The organism is Flavobacterium sp. UW10123, from assembly GCF_040538975.1.
Classification (GTDB): domain Bacteria; phylum Bacteroidota; class Bacteroidia; order Flavobacteriales; family Flavobacteriaceae; genus Flavobacterium.
The window spans coordinates 107,771-125,263 of the sequence record NZ_JBEWQE010000012.1; the positions used below are offsets into that span (position 1 = coordinate 107,771).

16 protein-coding genes are annotated in these 17,493 nt (G+C 34.5%); 5 read left to right on the forward strand and 11 right to left on the reverse strand.

Features of this window, described 5'->3' with window-relative positions; translation table 11 throughout:
* Positions 1 to 37: 37 nt before the first annotated feature.
* Positions 38 to 277: a DUF7218 family protein gene (locus tag ABXT06_RS15170; protein ID WP_354591501.1), complete on the reverse strand. Its 240-nt coding sequence runs from the start codon at positions 275 to 277 to the stop codon at positions 38 to 40.
* Positions 278 to 542: 265 nt separating this feature from the next.
* On the opposite strand from ABXT06_RS15170, the gene ABXT06_RS15175 reads away from it, so the two are divergent.
* A complete protein-coding gene (locus tag ABXT06_RS15175; protein WP_354591502.1) occupies positions 543 to 1,343 on the forward strand; it encodes a hypothetical protein in 801 nt (266 codons plus the stop codon).
* A 145-nt stretch (positions 1,344 to 1,488) separates the two neighbouring features.
* Positions 1,489 to 2,076, forward strand: coding sequence for a DUF4142 domain-containing protein (locus ABXT06_RS15180; protein WP_354591503.1), 588 nt, complete (start codon positions 1,489 to 1,491; stop codon positions 2,074 to 2,076).
* Positions 2,077 to 2,298: 222 nt separating this feature from the next.
* Here the strand turns inward: ABXT06_RS15180 and ABXT06_RS15185 are convergent, their stop codons facing one another.
* The 5 genes from ABXT06_RS15185 to galA all read right to left on the reverse strand — a co-directional run bounded on the left by ABXT06_RS15185 (position 2,299) and on the right by galA (position 9,517).
* A complete protein-coding gene (locus tag ABXT06_RS15185) occupies positions 2,299 to 3,282 on the reverse strand; it encodes an aldo/keto reductase (RefSeq protein ID WP_354591504.1) in 984 nt (327 codons plus the stop codon).
* Between the two features lie 121 nt (positions 3,283 to 3,403).
* On the reverse strand, positions 3,404 to 4,456 hold the full coding sequence (locus tag ABXT06_RS15190) for an NAD(P)-dependent alcohol dehydrogenase (protein WP_274256350.1): 1,053 nt from the start codon (positions 4,454 to 4,456) through the stop codon (positions 3,404 to 3,406).
* Between the two features lie 237 nt (positions 4,457 to 4,693).
* Positions 4,694 to 5,092 (reverse strand): cupin domain-containing protein, encoded by a 399-nt coding sequence (locus ABXT06_RS15195; RefSeq protein WP_111369646.1) that lies wholly within the window; start codon positions 5,090 to 5,092, stop codon positions 4,694 to 4,696.
* Between the two features lie 310 nt (positions 5,093 to 5,402).
* Complete coding sequence (locus ABXT06_RS15200; RefSeq protein ID WP_354591505.1) at positions 5,403 to 6,272, reverse strand: helix-turn-helix domain-containing protein; 870 nt, start codon at positions 6,270 to 6,272, stop codon at positions 5,403 to 5,405.
* A gap of 425 nt (positions 6,273 to 6,697) precedes the next feature.
* Positions 6,698 to 9,517 carry a beta-galactosidase GalA gene (galA, locus tag ABXT06_RS15205; protein WP_354591506.1) on the reverse strand — a complete coding sequence of 940 codons (2,820 nt, stop codon included), beginning with the start codon at positions 9,515 to 9,517 and terminating at the stop codon, positions 6,698 to 6,700.
* 212 nt (positions 9,518 to 9,729) lie between these two features.
* Between galA and ABXT06_RS15210 the strand changes: the two genes are divergently transcribed.
* Positions 9,730 to 10,110, forward strand: a complete 381-nt coding sequence (locus tag ABXT06_RS15210) for a hypothetical protein (RefSeq protein ID WP_354591507.1) — start codon at positions 9,730 to 9,732, stop codon at positions 10,108 to 10,110.
* 262 nt (positions 10,111 to 10,372) lie between these two features.
* Here the strand turns inward: ABXT06_RS15210 and ABXT06_RS15215 are convergent, their stop codons facing one another.
* Both ABXT06_RS15215 and ABXT06_RS15220 read right to left on the reverse strand, forming a co-directional pair.
* The gene (locus tag ABXT06_RS15215; protein WP_354591508.1) at positions 10,373 to 10,867 is read right to left on the reverse strand and encodes a TlpA family protein disulfide reductase; all 495 of its coding nucleotides are present in this window, start codon (positions 10,865 to 10,867) and stop codon (positions 10,373 to 10,375) included.
* Positions 10,868 to 10,899: 32 nt separating this feature from the next.
* Positions 10,900 to 11,211, reverse strand: coding sequence for a hypothetical protein (locus ABXT06_RS15220; protein ID WP_354591509.1), 312 nt, complete (start codon positions 11,209 to 11,211; stop codon positions 10,900 to 10,902).
* Between ABXT06_RS15220 and ABXT06_RS15225 the strand changes: the two genes are divergently transcribed.
* Together ABXT06_RS15225 and ABXT06_RS15230 are read left to right on the forward strand one after the other, a co-directional pair.
* Positions 11,210 to 11,512 carry an ArsR/SmtB family transcription factor gene (locus tag ABXT06_RS15225; protein ID WP_091496855.1) on the forward strand — a complete coding sequence of 101 codons (303 nt, stop codon included), beginning with the start codon at positions 11,210 to 11,212 and terminating at the stop codon, positions 11,510 to 11,512. The genes ABXT06_RS15220 and ABXT06_RS15225 overlap by 2 nt on opposite strands.
* Positions 11,513 to 11,519: 7 nt before the next feature.
* A complete protein-coding gene (locus ABXT06_RS15230) occupies positions 11,520 to 12,626 on the forward strand; it encodes an NADH:flavin oxidoreductase (protein WP_354591510.1) in 1,107 nt (368 codons plus the stop codon).
* A gap of 501 nt (positions 12,627 to 13,127) precedes the next feature.
* Here the strand turns inward: ABXT06_RS15230 and ABXT06_RS15235 are convergent.
* The 3 genes from ABXT06_RS15235 to ABXT06_RS15245 form a co-directional block, all read right to left on the reverse strand.
* Positions 13,128 to 14,267, reverse strand: a complete 1,140-nt coding sequence (locus ABXT06_RS15235) for an acyltransferase family protein (RefSeq protein ID WP_354591511.1) — start codon at positions 14,265 to 14,267, stop codon at positions 13,128 to 13,130.
* A gap of 72 nt (positions 14,268 to 14,339) precedes the next feature.
* Positions 14,340 to 14,987, reverse strand: coding sequence for a DUF1349 domain-containing protein (locus ABXT06_RS15240; RefSeq protein ID WP_354591512.1), 648 nt, complete (start codon positions 14,985 to 14,987; stop codon positions 14,340 to 14,342).
* Positions 14,988 to 15,190: 203 nt separating this feature from the next.
* The gene (locus ABXT06_RS15245) at positions 15,191 to 17,407 is read right to left on the reverse strand and encodes a glycoside hydrolase family 3 C-terminal domain-containing protein (protein ID WP_354591513.1); all 2,217 of its coding nucleotides are present in this window, start codon (positions 17,405 to 17,407) and stop codon (positions 15,191 to 15,193) included.
* Positions 17,408 to 17,493 lie beyond the last annotated feature (86 nt).

Sequence of the window (17,493 nt, forward strand, 5' to 3'; positions counted from 1 at the left end):
TATAATTTTTATCACATCAATAGTTTTGTTTTAAATTTTAATTATTCCTTAAAGACTCGATCAAATCTTTTTTATTCATATAAGATCTTCCTTTTATGCCCACTTTACTGGCTTGTTTTAGAAGTTCTTCTTTTGTCCATTCGTTATAAGGCTTTGCTTTTCCACCTTTTTTTCCTGAGTCTGGCGTATTAGCAATACGAGCCGATTTTTCTTTGCTGTATCCTTTTTTTACCAATGCTTCATATTGCTCTTCATTCTTAATTCTTGGATCTGGCATGACTTTAAATTTTACGGTTAACATTTTGACATTCTTTATGTCGAAATCTGTTATACCAAAATTCATCATTAAGTCAGTATTTTCTGTTATAGAATTTTTGCTGGAAATTTCATTTTTTTAGGATGGGAATTGTGAAAGTGAATTGTAAAATGTGCTTTTTGTGTAATTTAATTATACCTTATTCTAATACAATCTAACCTTCGATAAGAAACTAAAAATAATATTCTATCATAAATTTGTATTCTTATTTAAAAATGTAAATAGAATGTATACTTTAAAAAATCCAAAAATTGGAGATCTCTTTTATACTCAAATAGGAAAGAAGTTTTTCTTTATGCAGATAATTCATATTACTACAAACTTACCAGAGCCTTATGATGAAAGTCAGTTTAAATACGGATATTTTATTGTTGTATTTGAAAAGTCATTTTTCAAACTTCCTAAATCAATCGAAGAATTAGATTTGAATAAAATCTATAATGTAAAATACAAGCCAAAGGATACAATTTTATATGTAAGTCATTGGAACGAATTTCCAGAAATTAAAATAAAGAATGGAAGAATCGATGCTGAGAAGTATAAAAAATATGAACTTTTATACTTCGGAAATACAAATGTGACAAGTAAATTTGAACCAGAAATTATTAGAGATTTTACTATGCCTGCTCAATGTAAATATGATGATAATGGAACTCAAATATCTCACTCTCCTGATGATCTCAATTGGATTTACAGCATACTAATCCAAGATGAAGAAAAACAGCATGAAAAGAAGAAAAAAATCGCAACAAAACATTTTCATGAATGGATCGAATTTGTGGAAGCAGATGCAATAATAAAAACTGAAAAGATTTTGTGCACTTTTGAGTTAGAATGCAAAACAAAAAATATTTGTACATCATTGAAAAAAAGCATAGTTGCAATAAATCGTTTAAACGAGAAACTAAATTTTATAACAACAATTGAAGCTGAAAATTTATTTGACAAATTACTAAGTTTATCTAAAGAACTCGGACTTGATGATTTTAAAGCAAACGAAATAATAGAAAATAATAGAGATTGGTAAATTCTTTTTTATGATATTAAAAAAGCTTAAAGCATCTTCACTTTTTTCTTTACATTTTAATCCTATAACAATCTCTAAAAATCCTGTAAGACATTCCTTTAACTTCTCAATAATTTTACATTATAACATTTAAACTATTAAAATCATGAAAAAGTTATTATTAGCCGGGAAAGCCATTTTAGGAGCAGGACTTATCATCATATTCCTTCAATCTTGTAAAAACGAAACCAAACAAGAAGATCCAAAAGAAGTTGCAGAAGATGCAAACGAAGCAAAATTTGATTCTATTGACAGCAAAGAAGATGATTCTGAATTTTTGGTAGATCAAGCCGAAATTAATTTAGCTGAAATCGAAATCGGTAAACTGGCGCAAACAAAAAGTACTAACGCCGAAGTGAAAAAATTTGGTAAAATGCTTGTTGATGAGCATACAAAATCGGCTTCTGAAGTGAGTGCTTTAGCAAAAGCGAAAAACTTTACTCTTCCAAATTCTTTAACTGAAGAAGGTCAAGAGGAATACAATAAATTAAACGAAAAATCGGGTGTTGATTTTGACAAAAAATTCGCCGATATGATGATTGATGGTCACGAAAAAGCGATCAAAAAATTAGAAAAAGCCGCAAAAGATGCTAACGATCAAGAAGTAAGAACTTGGGCTTCTAACAATATTGCAGGTTTAACAGCACATTTGGAACATGCTAAAATGCTGAAACAAAACCTAGACAAAAAGTAAAAAAATAATTGATTATTTTTTTAGATGCAAAGGCTCAAAGTTGCAAAGGTTCAAAGGTTTCTTTTAAAAGAAAAAATCTTTACATTTTAAGTCTTTGTATATTTTTACAAAACCCTCAAGAGTTGAATTGCTTGAGGGTTTTTCTTTTAGGTGCAAAGGTTCAAAGGTCTTTTCTGTGTCCCTTTGAACCTCTGTACCTCTGTACCTTTGCAACTTTGAACCTTACTTCCCCGCTATCTTCTGCAGATGTTCTGGATATCTTGAGCCTTCAATTGTGATTTTTGAAGCGGCTTCGTTGATTTTTGCTAAGTCTTGAGCAGAAAGCACTAAATCTACTGCACCAAGATTTTCTTCTAAACGATGCAATTTTGTAGTTCCTGGAATTGGTGCGATCCAAGGTTTTTGGGCTAAAATCCAGGCAAGGGCAATTTGAGCATTTGTTGCTCCTTTTTCTGCTGCAATTTTAGACAGCAATTCAACTAGCGCTTGGTTTACTTTTCTAGCTTCTGGTGTAAAACGAGGCAGCGTGTTTCTAAAATCGGTGCTGTCAAACTGTGTGTTTTCATCAATTTTGGCTGTTAGGAAACCTCTTCCCAACGGACTAAAAGGCACGAAACCAATTCCCAATTCTTCTAATACAGGAAAAATTTCTTCCTCTGGAGTTCTCCACCAAAGTGAATATTCGCTTTGCAATGCCGTTACAGGCTGAACAGCATGCGCGCGTCGAATGCTTTCTACTCCAGCTTCTGAAAGTCCAAAGTGTTTTACTTTTCCTTCCTGAATTAAGTCTTTTATAGTTCCTGCAACGTCTTCCATAGGCACATTCGGATCTACACGATGCTGATAATACAAATCGATAACATCGGTATTTAATCTTTTTAACGAACCTTCAATGCTTTTTCTAATCCATTCTGGACGGCTGTCTAATCCTTTTTTAGAATCGCCTTCCAGAAAACCGAATTTTGTAGCAATAACCACTTTATCACGAAAAGGCGCTAAAGCTTCACCCAAAAGTTCTTCATTCAAAAATGGTCCATAACATTCTGCTGTATCAAAAAAAGTAATTCCTTTTTCGTAAGCCGAACGAAGCAGACTTATCATTTCATTTTTATCATGAGCAGGACCGTATCCAAAACTCATTCCCATGCAGCCAAGCCCTAATGCAGAGACTTCAAGACTGCTATTTCCTAGTTTACGTGTATTCATTTTTTTCTTTTTTAGGTGCAAAGGTTCAGAGGGACAGAGGGACAAAGCTTTTTCCTCTCTACCCCTTTTAAACACAAAGATTAGAAACCTTTGTTACTCTGAACCTTTGTCACTTTGAACCTTATTTCAAAGAAGCCATATCAATCACAAAACGATATTTGATATCTCCTTTTAATAATCTTTCGTAAGCATTGTTTACATCGTTTACACCAATGATTTCGATATCTGCCGTAATGTTGTGTTCTGCACAGAAATCAAGCATTTCTTGAGTTTCTGCGATTCCGCCGATTGCTGAACCAGCGAAGCTTCTTCTTCCTAAAATTAGACTGAAAGAAGTTACAGGAAGCGGATCCATTGGCGCGCCAACTAGCGTTAAAGTTCCGTCTACTTTTAATAAATTTAAGTACGAATCGATACTGTGCTCTGCTGAAACGCAATCTAAAATAAAGTTCAAGCTTTTAGCATGTTTTGCCATTTGTTCAGGATCTGTAGACAAAACTACTTCGTCAGCTCCAAGTTCTTTTGCTGCGTCAAATTTTGACGGAGATGTTGTAAAAACGACAACATGAGCGCCCATAGCTTTCGCTAATTTGATTCCCATATGTCCTAAACCTCCAATTCCGACAATACCTACTTTTTGGCCAGGTCCAACTTTCCAATGTTTTAACGGAGAATAAGTTGTAATTCCTGCACATAATAAAGGCGCAACTCCAGCAAGATCCAATTTATCTGAAATGTGCAAAACATAGTTTTCATCAACAACAATACTTTGAGAATATCCACCAAAAGTATGTCCGCCTAAATGTTTGTCTGGTGAATTGAATGTCAGAATGCTTCCTTCATCACAATATTGCTCCAAATCATTTTTACAATGATCACATTCTCTACAAGAATCAACCATACAGCCTACCCCTGCTAATTGACCAACTTTAAAGTTTTTTACATGATCTCCAACTTTTACCACTCTACCCACAATTTCGTGTCCAGGAACAATTGGATACATTGTTCCATGCCACTCATTTCTAGCTGAATGTAAATCAGAATGACAGATTCCGCAATATAAAATTTCGATTTCTACGTCATGAGCTTGTACAGCTCTTCTTTGTATATCTAAAGTTTTTAACGGTGCTTCGGCAGCTTCTGTACCAAAGGCTTTAATGTTTTTTGTTTCCATAATTTATTTGTTTGTTTTTTGTTTCAAGTTTAAAGTTTCAGGTTTAAAACCGTTCTGAAATTGCAATAGAAGTCCGGCAGATTTATATTGATTTACAAACAGTTATATAAATTTCGATTATTTTTACCTAATCAAAAAATATAATCTGTTATAAATCAGTAAAATCTGCGTAAAAAATCAGTCCCGATAATTTTGGGAAAAAATATTAGGAACTTAGAATCTCAGCACCTTAGCGTTTTAGAAAGAATAATACTCTTCGTCAGTAACACTATCCATCCATACTCCAGATCCTTTGTCTACTTCTGTGACAATGGTAATATGCGAATATTTGCTGTTTGGTGTTGCTCCGTACCAATGCTCTATTCCAGGTAAAACTGTGATTACTTTTCCTTTTTCGATAAGATTAATTTGTCCGCCTCTTTCTTGGTAATAGCCAATACCATCTGTTACAATGATCAACTGCAGGCTAGCGTTACTGTGCCAATTACTTCTTGCTCCGGGTTCAAAAGAAATATCTTTGATAACAGTGTTTTCAGGATGAATTTCGCTTGTCTGCTTTTTATATGACACTTCGCCTGTCATATAAGTATTTGGAATTTTACCTTCTTCGGTTACAGCAGTGAAATGTGTCGACATAATTTCGTTGTTTTTAGGTTAATAATTAATTTTTAAAATTCTTATAAGCTTATTTGAATGAAATAATCAGTACATCGAATCTCTTTTTAGAAGGAGATTTTGATTTTAGTTACTACTTTAAAAAATTTATATTTTTTCTACTATCAAAATTTAAAACTAAATGCAAAGCGAAGCATGCTTTTGTGAAGTGTTATTTAGCCATTAAAAAAACTGATACAAAGATTCGTTGTTTATTTCAGGGCAAATGTAGTGCAATACTACAATGCCGAAATAACAATATTCAAACAAAAAATTAAGAAATTGAAACAATTTACATTCGAAGCGATTTCGGAACCGTTCCTGTAAGTCTTTTAAAATAATTATTGAAATAACTCGGATATTCAAATCCAAGCGAATACCCAATATCTGAAATACTCCAGTCTGTGTGCTGCAGTAAAGCTTTTGCTTCATTCACAACTCTTTCTGTAATGTGTGCCGTAGTTGGTTTTCCTGTAACTTCTTTTACAGAACGATTTAAGTGATTGACATGCACAGAAAGGCTTTGTGCATAATCTTGAGGTGTTTTTAAAGCCAGCGGCTGATCTTTGGTTTCTATCGGAAATTGTCTTTCTAACAATTCTAAAAACAAAGAAGTAATTCTCGAAGAAGCATTTTTATGTTTAAAGAAGTTCTCCGAAGGCTGCATTTTCATCGATTCATGAATGATCAAATTGACATAACTACGCATTAAATCGTCTTTAAAAGCATAATCGGTTTCGTATTCTTGAATCATTTTTTGAAATAATGAATCGATAAATACTTTTTGCTCAGCAGTTAAAGTAAAAATTGGCGTTCCTCCTATTTTAAACAAAGGCGATTCCTGAAGGGTTTCTGATCGGTCTTTTGTTTTAAAAAACTCTTCGGTAAAAACGCAAGCATAGCCTTCAAATTTCTCAGAAACCGTTTCCCAAGAATACGGAATAATCGGATTCCCGAAAAACAGAATCGTTCCGTCGGTTTCTATTCCGCGGTCAGCGTATTGTATGATGCTCTTACTGGTATTGATGCAGATTTTATAAAAGTCTCTTCGACTATAAACGGGAACTTTACTAAAATCTCCATTTATAGGATATACTTTAAAACCCTTCATTTTTAAATCTGAAGTAAAATCGCAATTCTGAGTTTCTGTCTGATTATTCATTTTGCAAAGTTATGAAAATCAAACAATATTTTTTTTGTTATTTTTTTGTTTCAGGTTTAAAGTTTCAGGTTTGCGGGGTTAACCGCAAAGAGCGCGGAGAATTACGCAGTCCCGATAGCTATCGGGAGCTAAGTTTTTTTAAATTAAAGAAAATGCTCGCAAAGTCATAGAGACGCAAAGTTATTTTTGAATTGCCTCCTGCTTTAGCTGGAGGTCTAAAGGAGACTAGCATAGAAAAGGCTTTAGCCAAACTATCCGCAGTTTGGCTAAAGCCTTTAAAAGTACCTTTTTTTCACATCCAGCTAAAGCTGGACGCAATTCATTTATAACTATTTTAAAAAGAGACTTTGCGTCTCTGCGACTTTGCGAGATTAAAACCTAGCGAACTTAGCATAAATCTTTGCGCGCCTTGCGGTTAAAAAAAACTAATTCTTTAAACTAGCAGCTCGCAATCCTTTCCCAGAAGCAGATAAAACCACTTCTCCTGCATTTTCATCTTTCTGAATAATGATTTGTGCATAACCATTAAAAAGCTTTCTTTTCCAAGGCTCTGCAGGAGTAATGACTTGAATGATTCCGGGATCTGTATTCATAACATCCCAATCTTTTACTTTTTGTAATGGAGTCGCTGCAATATGAATAGTGTTTTTCCCTTGTTTCAAAATAGCTGAATTCAAAACATATTTTTGAGAATCTTCTTTGCTTGGTTCAACCTTAGTTCCGTTTACAAAAACTACCGTTTCTACTCCTATTTTTTTATAAAAGAAGCTCACCGTGTTAGAAGCCGAATTGCTTTTTAAATCAAATTCTCCTTTATAAATATAGGAAGGCTCTTGCTTTTTGTAATCGCGATCTTTAAAAGCTTCTGTCCATTCGCTTTCTGCATAATTTGGCAATTGATGAGGCAAAGAGGCATTTGTTTCTTTTTGTTCTTTAAAATTATTTATAGCAATAAGCGCTATGTTATCAATAAATTGATCGCTTTCTAACGAAGTTGGATTTCCGTTGCCTACTCCTAAAATTTTTCCGCTTTTTATAGAAAATGTAATTTCGTCATTTGCTGTTGGAACGTGCAAATTATTTTTGTCTGTAACTTCAACGGTTAAGACCGAAACATTTCCATTTAAAACATTTTCTTTATCTAATGACAATTTGATGTTTTCTGCTTTTCCAGTAGTTTTTTGAACATCTGAAAGTACTTTTTTTCCATTTTTATACCCAACAGCTTCCAAAGTTCCGGGAACGTAATTTACCTTCCATTCTAAATGGCCGTTTTGCTGCATTTTCTTTTTGCCCAAACTTTTTTTGTTTAAGAAAAGCTCTACTTCATCGCAATTCGAATATGCCCAAACACCAATTTCTTTGCCTTCCATTCCGCTCCAATTCCAATGTGGCAATAAATGTAGAACAGGTTCTTTACCCCACCACGATTTTAAATAGAAAACATTGTCTTTCGGGAAACCGCAAACATCCATCATTCCGAAATAAGAAGTTACAGATGGCCAACCATACGGCGTTGGTTCCCCACGATAATCAAAACCTGTCCAGATAAACATTCCTGCCAAATAAGGTCGCTCAGCATAAAATTTCCAGCCTTCTTCGATACTGTAAAAAGTTGGGCGAGGTTTTTTATCGTAAGCGCTATGGTAATGTTTGGCATCATCTGTAAAATAAATGCCTCGAGTGGCAAAAGTCGAACCTTCTTCCGTTCCCATTCCTGGCTGCTGCTTAAATTGATTTCGATGCGCATCTATGTCTCCGTTTCCTAAGTAATTATAACCCATAATTTCTACTACAGAGGAAATTCCGCTTTTAAATCCACTGCTGATTCCTACAGTTACAGGTCTTGTCGGGTCAATACTTTTGCTGAAATCCTGCATGATATTGGTAATTCTTTCACCTGCAATTCCACCTTCAATCTGCCATTCTTCATTTCCAACTGACCAGCAGAAAATACTCGGATGATTGCGGTCACGCTCCATCATTCGCTGCAAATCATTCAAATGATAATCGTTAATTCCCATCAAACGCGTTTCGTCAATAACCAACATCCCCAGTTCGTCACAAGCCTTCAATAATTCAGGAGTCGGTGTATGATGTGAACAACGATAAGCGTTAGACCCCATTTCTTTCAGTTTTTTAATTCTGTAATACTGAATTTCATCTGGAAGCGCCGTTCCAATTCCTGCGTGATCTTGATGATTGTTGGTTCCTTTTAGTTTTACATGTTTTCCGTTAAGGGAAAAACCATTTTCTGGGTCAAATTTTATAGTTCTGATTCCGAACGAAGTTTTATAACTGTCAATTACTTTTCCTTCGCTTTTTATTTCTGTTATTAATTGATACAAATTAGGAGCATCAACATCCCACAAAAGCGGATTAGTGACATTTAATTTTGAACTATAACTATTTGTTTTGTAGAAATCTGGAGCTGAAACATTTTCCGAGTTTGATGCAACTTGTTTTCCAGAAGCATCAAAAATAGTCTGGCTTATTTCGACATTACCTTTATAATATCCTTTATTCCCCAATTTTACCTCAGCAGTAATTACAGCATTATTATTTTCAATTGCTGAAGTTACATAAGTCCCGTTCTGCGCCACATGAATCGGATTTGTTTTCTGAAGATAAACATGTCTGTAAATCCCTGCGCCTTCATAAAACCAGCCTTCTTCCATCGAAGCATCCACACGGACTACGATTGTATTTTCGCCACCATAATTTACATAAGCCGTTACATCATATTCAAAACCATTATAACCGCTTTCTTCAGTTCCTAAATAAAATCCGTTAAAAAATACTTTTGAGTTTCTAAAAACACCATCAAACTTTAAAGAAATGATTTTTCCTAAATCATCATTCGAAATGTTTATCTTTTTTCTGTACCAGCCAATGCTCTTTTCAGGATAATTTTTTCCTGCCGCTTTAAATCCGTGGCTGAAACTTGCGCTTTCGCTAAAAGGCTGTTCTACTGCCCAATCGTGCGGAAGATCTAATTTTCTCCAAGCGCGATCATCAAATCCAGAAGCCGCTGGCCCATCAGCAAATCCTGTTTTGGTCAAATAGGAAAAGTAACCTTCAGCATGTCCGAAATCTTTTTTAGTATCATATAAGTGTCCGAATGAAAATCGCCAGTCTTTATCAATTAAAATAAGTTCTCTACCCGATTTATTTTGAGCCAATAAATGGAATGAACATAGAAGGAAAAAGTAAAAAAAAGATTTTTGAGTAAAAGTGGTTTTCATGAGTTTGGTTGTTAGTAAATCAAATAGCGATAAAAATAAAGCTTTTAGAAAAGAAACATTAATAGTATTTTATCAAAATATGATAACTCATTCATAACAAATGCTTCTAGAATGGACTTTCTAAATTTAGAATGAATCTAATGGCTTCAGATTCAAAAATGATTTTCTTTTGATGTAATTTTATATTGAAATCATAAAAAGCAATTACCACTATGAGTACTATTATTAACGAAAATAGACTCCAAAGTACTTTTAAGAACCTTGATCATAAGATTAGCAAGCTTAATGATCAGAAGATTAGCGCTTTTTTTGAATCTTTAGGATTGTTGGAAAGAAAAGATGTTCCGAAAGACTTTTTGAACTGGGAAAATATACTAATTGTTGTTCCAAATCGACATGTCTCGCACGAACTGAAATACTATAAATATACCATTTCACGAATTTCATTCTTAACGAATCCTTACGCAGATCAGATTCATATTTTTGATCTCAAAGATTGGAAAAACGCATCGGGAAACAAAACGCAGTTTCAGATAAGAGAAATGCTGAAAACGAGTTTTGGAGGTGTAAAAAAAGTGATTAAAGAGTCTTAAGAAAAGAATTAAAAATCTGGAATTAAAAATTAAAAGTCTGGCTGTTTGCTGGACTTTTTGTTTTTTAACCGCAAAGAGCGCCAAGGTTTACGCTAAGCACGCTACATTTTTAAAGAATCTCGCAAAGTCGCAGAGTCGCTAAGAATAATAAACTTTGCGACTCTGCGACTTTGCGAGAGTTTTATTTTTCAAGTAAAAAACTTTGCTCCCGACAGTCATCGGCATTGCGTAAACCTTTGCGCTCTTTGCGGTTAAGGAAAATCTATTGCGCCTCTAAAAGCTCTTTAATTTTAGCTTCTAAAGCTTGTCCGTGAATATTTTTAGCTAAAATGATTCCGTTTTTATCAATTAAAAAGTTTAACGGAATAGATTGAAGCATATAATCTCCAATTACTGGAGATTGCCAGTATTTTAAGTCACTAACATTTGTCCAAGGCAATTTTGCTTTTGCGATTGCACCTGTCCATAATGGCTTTTTGGTATCCATAGAAACTCCGTAGATTGATAATTTATCAGGATAAGCATTGTGCAGTTTTAGCAATAATGGCTGTTCTTTAATGCAAGGTCCACACCATGAAGCCCAAAAATCGACTAAAGTCAATGAACCTCTTAGAGAAGAAAGTGCAACCTTCTCTCCTTTTGTATCTGGAAGATCAATTTCTGGAGCAATATCTCCAACATCTACACCTACAACTTGTGCTTTTGAATTGGTAATTATACAGCATAAGAATGCTACGATAAGTAAAGTTTTTTTCATAGTTAAGTTTATTTGATAAATATGGAGCCGTTTTAATCTCGCAAAGTCGCAGAGTCGCAAAGTTTTTTTTGAGTTGCCTCCAGCTTTAGCTGGAGATGCTCAGGAGATTGTAAAAAGGCTTTAGCCAAATCTATATTTTTGGCTAAAGCTGGAGGCATTTCAAATGGCATAACTAAAAACTTTGCGACTCCGCGACTTTGCGAGATTAACACAGTAGCAAATATAATTTTCTTTATTAAATCTTCCATCATTTTTACTTCATCATTCTCTTCCCAATCATAAAAAAATCCTAAATATTTTTCTTTAAATCCATATATCGGGAAAAGTCGATATATTTGTACCATGGAAACGATAGAAATTTTTAAAGCATTATCCAATAAATCCAGACTACAAATGCTGGAATGGTTAAAAGAACCCGAAATTAACTTTCCTGGTCAGCTAGAACATGCCGGATTTGAGCATGGAGTCTGCGTTGGGCAGATTCAAGCCAAAGCTGGTTTGACACAATCTACAGTATCTGAATACTTGTCTATTTTACAGCGCGCTGGTTTTATCGAAGCGAAACGTGTTGGACAATGGACTTATTATAAACGCAACGAAGGTGCCTTTGAAGCACTTAGTAAATTAATTCAATCTAATTTGTAAAATTACTATGAGTACAAACAACCTCTTTTCGGCATTTAACTTAAAGTCGTTAAATCTGAAAAACCGAATCGTAATGGCGCCAATGACGCGCTCTTTTTCTCCTAACGGAGTTCCAACTGATGATGTAGCAGCTTATTACCAAAAAAGAGCTGAAGGCGAAGTTGGATTAATTCTTTCTGAAGGAACTGTTATTGACAGAAAATCTTCTTCTAATGATGCTAATGTTCCTCATTTTTATGGCGATGCAGCTTTAAACGGATGGAAAAAAGTTATTGATGAAGTTCACGCTGCAGGCGGAAAAATGGGACCGCAAATCTGGCATATGGGAATTATGGACAACCATCATTCTGGATGGGTTCCTCCTGTTCCTTTCGAAGGGCCGTCTGGATTAAACCGTCCCGATTTTAGAAATGGTGTTGCCATGACTGAAAAAGATATTGAAGAGACTATTCTTGCTTTTGGTAAAGCTGCTGCAGATGCCAAAAGATTAGGATTTGACACTGTTGAAATTCACGGTGCACACGGCTATTTAATTGATCAGTTCTTTAGAGCTGAAACTAACTTGCGTGAAGATATTTTTGGCGGAAAAACTTTGCCAGAACGTAACCGATTTGCAATTGAAGTCATTAAGGAAGTGAGAAGACAAGTTGGAGATGATTTTGCTGTTATCATGAGATTCTCTCAATTTAAACCTTCTGATTACAATTATAAATTGGCTAAAAATCCGCAAGAATTAGAAGCTTGGCTTACTCCTCTTGTTGATGCTGGAGTTGATATTATTCACGCTTCACAACGTCGTTTCTGGGAACCAGAATTTGAAGGTTCTGATTTGAACTTTGCCGGATGGGCTAAAAAAGTTACTGGAGCGCCAACTATTACCGTAGGTTCTGTTGGTTTATCTGGTGATTTCTTCGGTGCATTTGCTGGAGAAAGTTCTCAGCCAACTTCTTTAGAGGAATTAAACAGACGTTTCGATAGAGGCGATTTTGATTTAGTTGCTGTCGGAAGACCTCTTTTATCAGATCCAAATTGGGTGGCTAAAATCAAAGCAGGAAAAACTGATGAATTAAAAGGTTTCAGTAAAGAAGCTTTAGGACAATTGGTTTTAGAATAATTTTTTTTGAAAGGCTCAAAGAAGCAAAGGTTCAAAGGAACAGAGGTTTTTCCTTTGATTGTCTTTATTTCTATCCGAAAAAAAGTGGTTGTTTCGATTTCGAGACAGCCACTTTTTCTTTATATATTTTTGTTCCGTAGGAACATTTCATTGGTAGAAAATAATAATTTCGTCCCATTTTTTACGTTCCGTAGGAACGTTTGATATCTCATAGCGTTAAAAACGACGTCTAAATCAAACGTTCCTACGGAACGTAAACATCTACGGACATTGTTCTACTACCGATCAAACATTCCTACGGAATGACAGCTTAATGAAAAATTATTTTTCATTATAAAATAATCAAAAAAAAAGAAAAGGGATAAACATAAAGTTTATCCCTTTTTGAATATCTATAACTAACAAAATTTAGAAATTCATTTTTTTAGGTTCAGAGCTACAAAGTTTCAAAGGGACAAAGTTTTTCACCTCTATACCTTTGCGCCTTTGAACCTTTGCTCCTTACAAAGAAACTTTTCTTTTTTGAAATTTTTTCATCAGCCACTTTCTAACTGGTTCATCGTATAATTTTAAGCATACAAAAGCAAGCAGTGTACTTACAATCAAAACTCCAATTCCTTCTAAATAGCCATTTTCCATTGAAACTTTATTATCTACAACCCAAGCGGTAAACCAGTAAATTAACGGATAGTGTGTGATGTAAATTGGATAAGAGATATCTCCTAATAGTTTACAGATTTTTAATGAAAATTCGTTTTTAATTTCTCCTCCTGCTCCAATTGCAACAATTATCGGGAAAATAAAAATAATGCAGATTGATTCATACAGACCATTCATCCAAAGGCTGTTTTCGTCTCCAAATCTTGGCAAGGCTAAAACAATTGTTATCAAGATACTACAAATCCAGAAAGCATTTTTTACATGGATTAATTTTCCTAAACGGCACAATAAAACCCCAGCAAAAAACGGATACAATAAACGGGTAAAACCAACATTCAGCTGTTCTAGATTTAATGACCATCCGCCGATTACGTCACCTTTTGGTCCAAAAACAGTATAGTTAATTAACAGTCCGGCAAATATCAATACAAAAACTGACATTACTTTATTCGAAAATTTACGGAAGATTAAGGCGTACAAGATGTTTGCAATATATTCGAAAAAAAGCGACCATGCCGGACCGTTTAAAGGATGCATTTCTCCCCAACCTCTAATTTCTAATGAAGGTGGGATTGGCAATAATGTAAATCCGATGACCATTGTTAGAATGACTTTCCACACTTCCATTCCTCCAATCATTGGAAACAATATATCTGAAGCTTGAAAATAGTAAAATATCGCCCCAATGATCATTCCTAGAATTACCATTGGCTGTAAACGAATTAAGCGTCGTTTGTAAAACTCCCATTGTCCCATTTTTACCCAGCGGTCGTCATATGCGTAAGCGACAACAAATCCAGATAAAAGGAAAAAGAAATCAACTGCAAGATATCCGTGATTGATGATTTGAACGAAACGATTTCCGCCAGCAAAAGCTTCAAAAATGTGAAAAGCAACTACTAAAATAGCGGCAACACCACGCAATCCGTCCAGAATTTCGTAGTGTTTTTTTGGTTTAATATCAGATGAAATTGAACTCATATTATAATGGTTAATTATTAATTGTTAATGGTTAGTTTTAATTAATAATTGATAATTTACAATTAACAATTATTATTGATGATTTTTAAGCCATTCTAATCTTCTTTGATCTGGCAAGTGTTTTACGGTGAAGTTTTCAAATTTAGCTTCAAAACCTTTTCCGTCTGGAGAAGCGGCCATTAAACCAACCATTACTGGCGTGTTATCTTGCAAAGGCGCATTTCTGGTCATGATATAGTTTTTATCATCAAAAGAATAAAATATCTCAACAGCATCTAAACGGCGTACTGCTTTTATCCAAATAAAAGGAGGCACTTTTTCTAGAGTTGTTACGCTCCAATCACTTTTATGTTGCGTTACAACGGTACTGATATTGAATTTTCCGTCAACGAATTCTACTCCTGTTTTAATGTAATTCTTTTCGTCGATACGAATCATTAATCCCATTTGGTCAAAACGGGCAATGTAATTTCCCGTCAATTTTACTTTTGCTTCAAATTCACCTCCATACGTTGCATAATAAAAAGGCGCATCATCTACTGTAAAACCATAATGCGAAATTCTCCAATAATCGCTATTTGCAGTAACATTCATAATTAAAGCATTGTTTTTAATTTCCCATTTTTCAGGTTCATTAAACCATTGCATTTTATTCAGGCTTTGTGCTGAAATATTTTTCGCAAAAAATAAAGTCAATATTGCAATCGTAATTTTTTTCATATTGTTTCTTTTTTTACCATTAAGATATTAAGAAAATTAAGTTTGACTTAATGAATCTACTCTTAATGCTTAAAATATTAAGAAAATAAAGCTTCTCTTTATGTTTCTTAATGTCTTAATGGTGAATTTTTAACCAAAAGCAAAGCTGCAAATTTTTACACTTGCAGCTTTACAAACCAACCAATTTTTAGAAATAAAAAAACTTATTTAAGTGAAAAATTCACTTTAGATTTAATATCTGTTGAAGAAGCACCAATAATTGCTTCAAAATCACCAGGTTCAGCAACCCAGTCGTGTTTTTTATCATCGAAGAAACTTAAAGCCGTTTTATCAACTGTAAACGTAACTGTTTTTTCTTCTCCAGCTTTAAGAGCTACTTTCTCAAAACCTTTTAATTCTTTTACCGGACGCGGCAATGAAGATTTTAAATCAGAGATATACAATTGAACTACTTCAGAACCTTCTCTGCTTCCTGTGTTTTTTACGTTTACTGAGAATGTGATTTTATCTCCAGCATTCATTTGTTTTTTGTCTGCTGTTACTTTTCCGTAAGCAAAAGTCGTGTAGCTTAAACCGTGTCCGAAAGAGAACAAAGGTTTTATTTTGTTTTTATCTGCCCAACGGTAACCCACAAAAATTCCTTCATTGTATTTTACTGAATCACCACCTGGGAATTCGCCTAAAGCGTGAGCTCCGTTATCAGATAATTTTACTGGGAAAGTGAAAGATAATTTTCCTGACGGATTCACATCTCCAACTAAAACATTTGCTAAAGCATTTCCAGCCTCAGTTCCTAAAAACCATCCTTGTACAATTCCAGGAACTTCTTTAATCCAAGGCATTGCAATTGCATTTCCAGAAATATTTACGAAAACAATGTTTTTGTTTACTTTCGCTAAATCGCTGATTAACTTATCTTGACCATAAGATAAATTCAATTCATTACGGTCATGCCCTTCGTCATCTTGATTTGGACTTTTGTTCAAACCTCCGATAAAAAGAACAATATCAGCATCTTTAGCCACTTTTAAAGCTTCTGCTGTCAATTCTGCTGGAGAGCGTTTGTCTTCTAAACTTACTTTGGCTACAACTCCGTTATAATTACTTGTAGGGTCTCCTACATAACCTCTTGCGTATACAATTTCAGCTTGATTTCCGATTCTTTTCTTTAAACCTTCAAGCGGAGTAATTTCGTATCTCGCTTTAAGCGAAGAACTTCCTCCACCAACAGTCATCATTTTGATAGCATTTTCTCCAATTACAGCAATCTTTTTAGTTTTAGAAAGATTGATTGGAAGAATATTGTTGTTGTTTTGCAATAAAACAATTCCTTCTTCAGCAATTTTGCGTCCTGCAATAGCATGTTCTTCTGTTCCGAAAGAGCCAAAAGGACGATTTCTATCCATTGTTGTCAAGAAAGACAAACGAAGAATACGACGTACTTTTTCATCTAATTCTTTTGTTCCAACTTCTCCTTTTCTGATCATTTCAGAATATGGTTTTGCTAAATAATAGTTGTCATAAGCATTGCTTGTTCCCCAAGATAGACCATTTGTCCATGAACCAAATTCCATATCTAAACCGTTGTGAATAGCTTGTTTAGTATCATTAACTCCTCCCCAATCTGAAACTACAACTCCTTTAAAGCCCCATTCTCCGCGAAGAATATCGTTTAACAAATATTCGTTGTGGCAACATTGCTGACCTTTGTATTTATTGTAAGCTCCCATAATTGACCAAACATCTCCTTCTTGAACCGCCGCTTTAAAAGCAGGAAGATAAATTTCGTACAACGCACGATCGTCAACAATTACATCAACTGTATTACGCTTAGTTTCCTGATTGTTTAAAGCAAAGTGTTTTACACAAGCAGCAACTCCATTTGATTGAACTCCTTTAATATAAGGAACGACCATTTTTGAAGCTAAAAACGGATCTTCTCCCATATATTCGAAGTTACGTCCGTTTAATGGGCTTCTGTAAATGTTTACACCTGGCCCTAATAATACGTTTTTGTTACGGTAACGCGCTTCTTCTCCAATAGATTTTCCATATAAAGAAGCCAATTCTTTATTCCATGTAGATGAAAGTGCAGTAAGCGCAGGGAAAGCAATACAAGAATCGTTTGTCCATCCTGCCTGATCCCATTCGTCCCATTTTACCTCAGCACGAATTCCGTGTGGCCCATCGGTCATCCAGTTTTCTGGAATCCCAAGACGTTTTACACCTGGAGAACTAAATTTAGACTGCGCATGAATCATGGCAATTTTCTCTTCGGTAGTCATTCGTTTAAGCGCATCTTCTACACGCTCTTCAATCGGTTTTTTATCGTCTAGATAAACTGGAACTTTGTTCTGGGCATTCATTCCTACAGAACTTAGTAAAAGTAAAACAACAATTGTTTTAACGTTTTTTAACATAACAGTAATTATTAAAGCATTAGTTTATAATAGGGAAAGTCTTTTTGAGAAAACTTTTTTATCATATTGTAAAACTAAAACGTTAT

Coding starts and splice junctions, on each gene's coding strand:
- ABXT06_RS15170 (WP_354591501.1), bottom strand. CDS start 277: ATGCCAGATCCAAGAATTAAGAATGAAGAGCAATATGAAGCATTGGTA.
- ABXT06_RS15175 (WP_354591502.1), top strand. CDS start 543: ATGTATACTTTAAAAAATCCAAAAATTGGAGATCTCTTTTATACTCAA.
- ABXT06_RS15180 (WP_354591503.1), top strand. CDS start 1,489: ATGAAAAAGTTATTATTAGCCGGGAAAGCCATTTTAGGAGCAGGACTT.
- ABXT06_RS15185 (WP_354591504.1), bottom strand. CDS start 3,282: ATGAATACACGTAAACTAGGAAATAGCAGTCTTGAAGTCTCTGCATTA.
- ABXT06_RS15190 (WP_274256350.1), bottom strand. CDS start 4,456: ATGGAAACAAAAAACATTAAAGCCTTTGGTACAGAAGCTGCCGAAGCA.
- ABXT06_RS15195 (WP_111369646.1), bottom strand. CDS start 5,092: ATGTCGACACATTTCACTGCTGTAACCGAAGAAGGTAAAATTCCAAAT.
- ABXT06_RS15200 (WP_354591505.1), bottom strand. CDS start 6,272: ATGAATAATCAGACAGAAACTCAGAATTGCGATTTTACTTCAGATTTA.
- galA (WP_354591506.1), bottom strand. CDS start 9,517: ATGAAAACCACTTTTACTCAAAAATCTTTTTTTTACTTTTTCCTTCTA.
- ABXT06_RS15210 (WP_354591507.1), top strand. CDS start 9,730: ATGAGTACTATTATTAACGAAAATAGACTCCAAAGTACTTTTAAGAAC.
- ABXT06_RS15215 (WP_354591508.1), bottom strand. CDS start 10,867: ATGAAAAAAACTTTACTTATCGTAGCATTCTTATGCTGTATAATTACC.
- ABXT06_RS15225 (WP_091496855.1), top strand. CDS start 11,210: ATGGAAACGATAGAAATTTTTAAAGCATTATCCAATAAATCCAGACTA.
- ABXT06_RS15220 (WP_354591509.1), bottom strand. CDS start 11,211: ATGGTACAAATATATCGACTTTTCCCGATATATGGATTTAAAGAAAAA.
- ABXT06_RS15230 (WP_354591510.1), top strand. CDS start 11,520: ATGAGTACAAACAACCTCTTTTCGGCATTTAACTTAAAGTCGTTAAAT.
- ABXT06_RS15235 (WP_354591511.1), bottom strand. CDS start 14,267: ATGAGTTCAATTTCATCTGATATTAAACCAAAAAAACACTACGAAATT.
- ABXT06_RS15240 (WP_354591512.1), bottom strand. CDS start 14,987: ATGAAAAAAATTACGATTGCAATATTGACTTTATTTTTTGCGAAAAAT.
- ABXT06_RS15245 (WP_354591513.1), bottom strand. CDS start 17,407: ATGTTAAAAAACGTTAAAACAATTGTTGTTTTACTTTTACTAAGTTCT.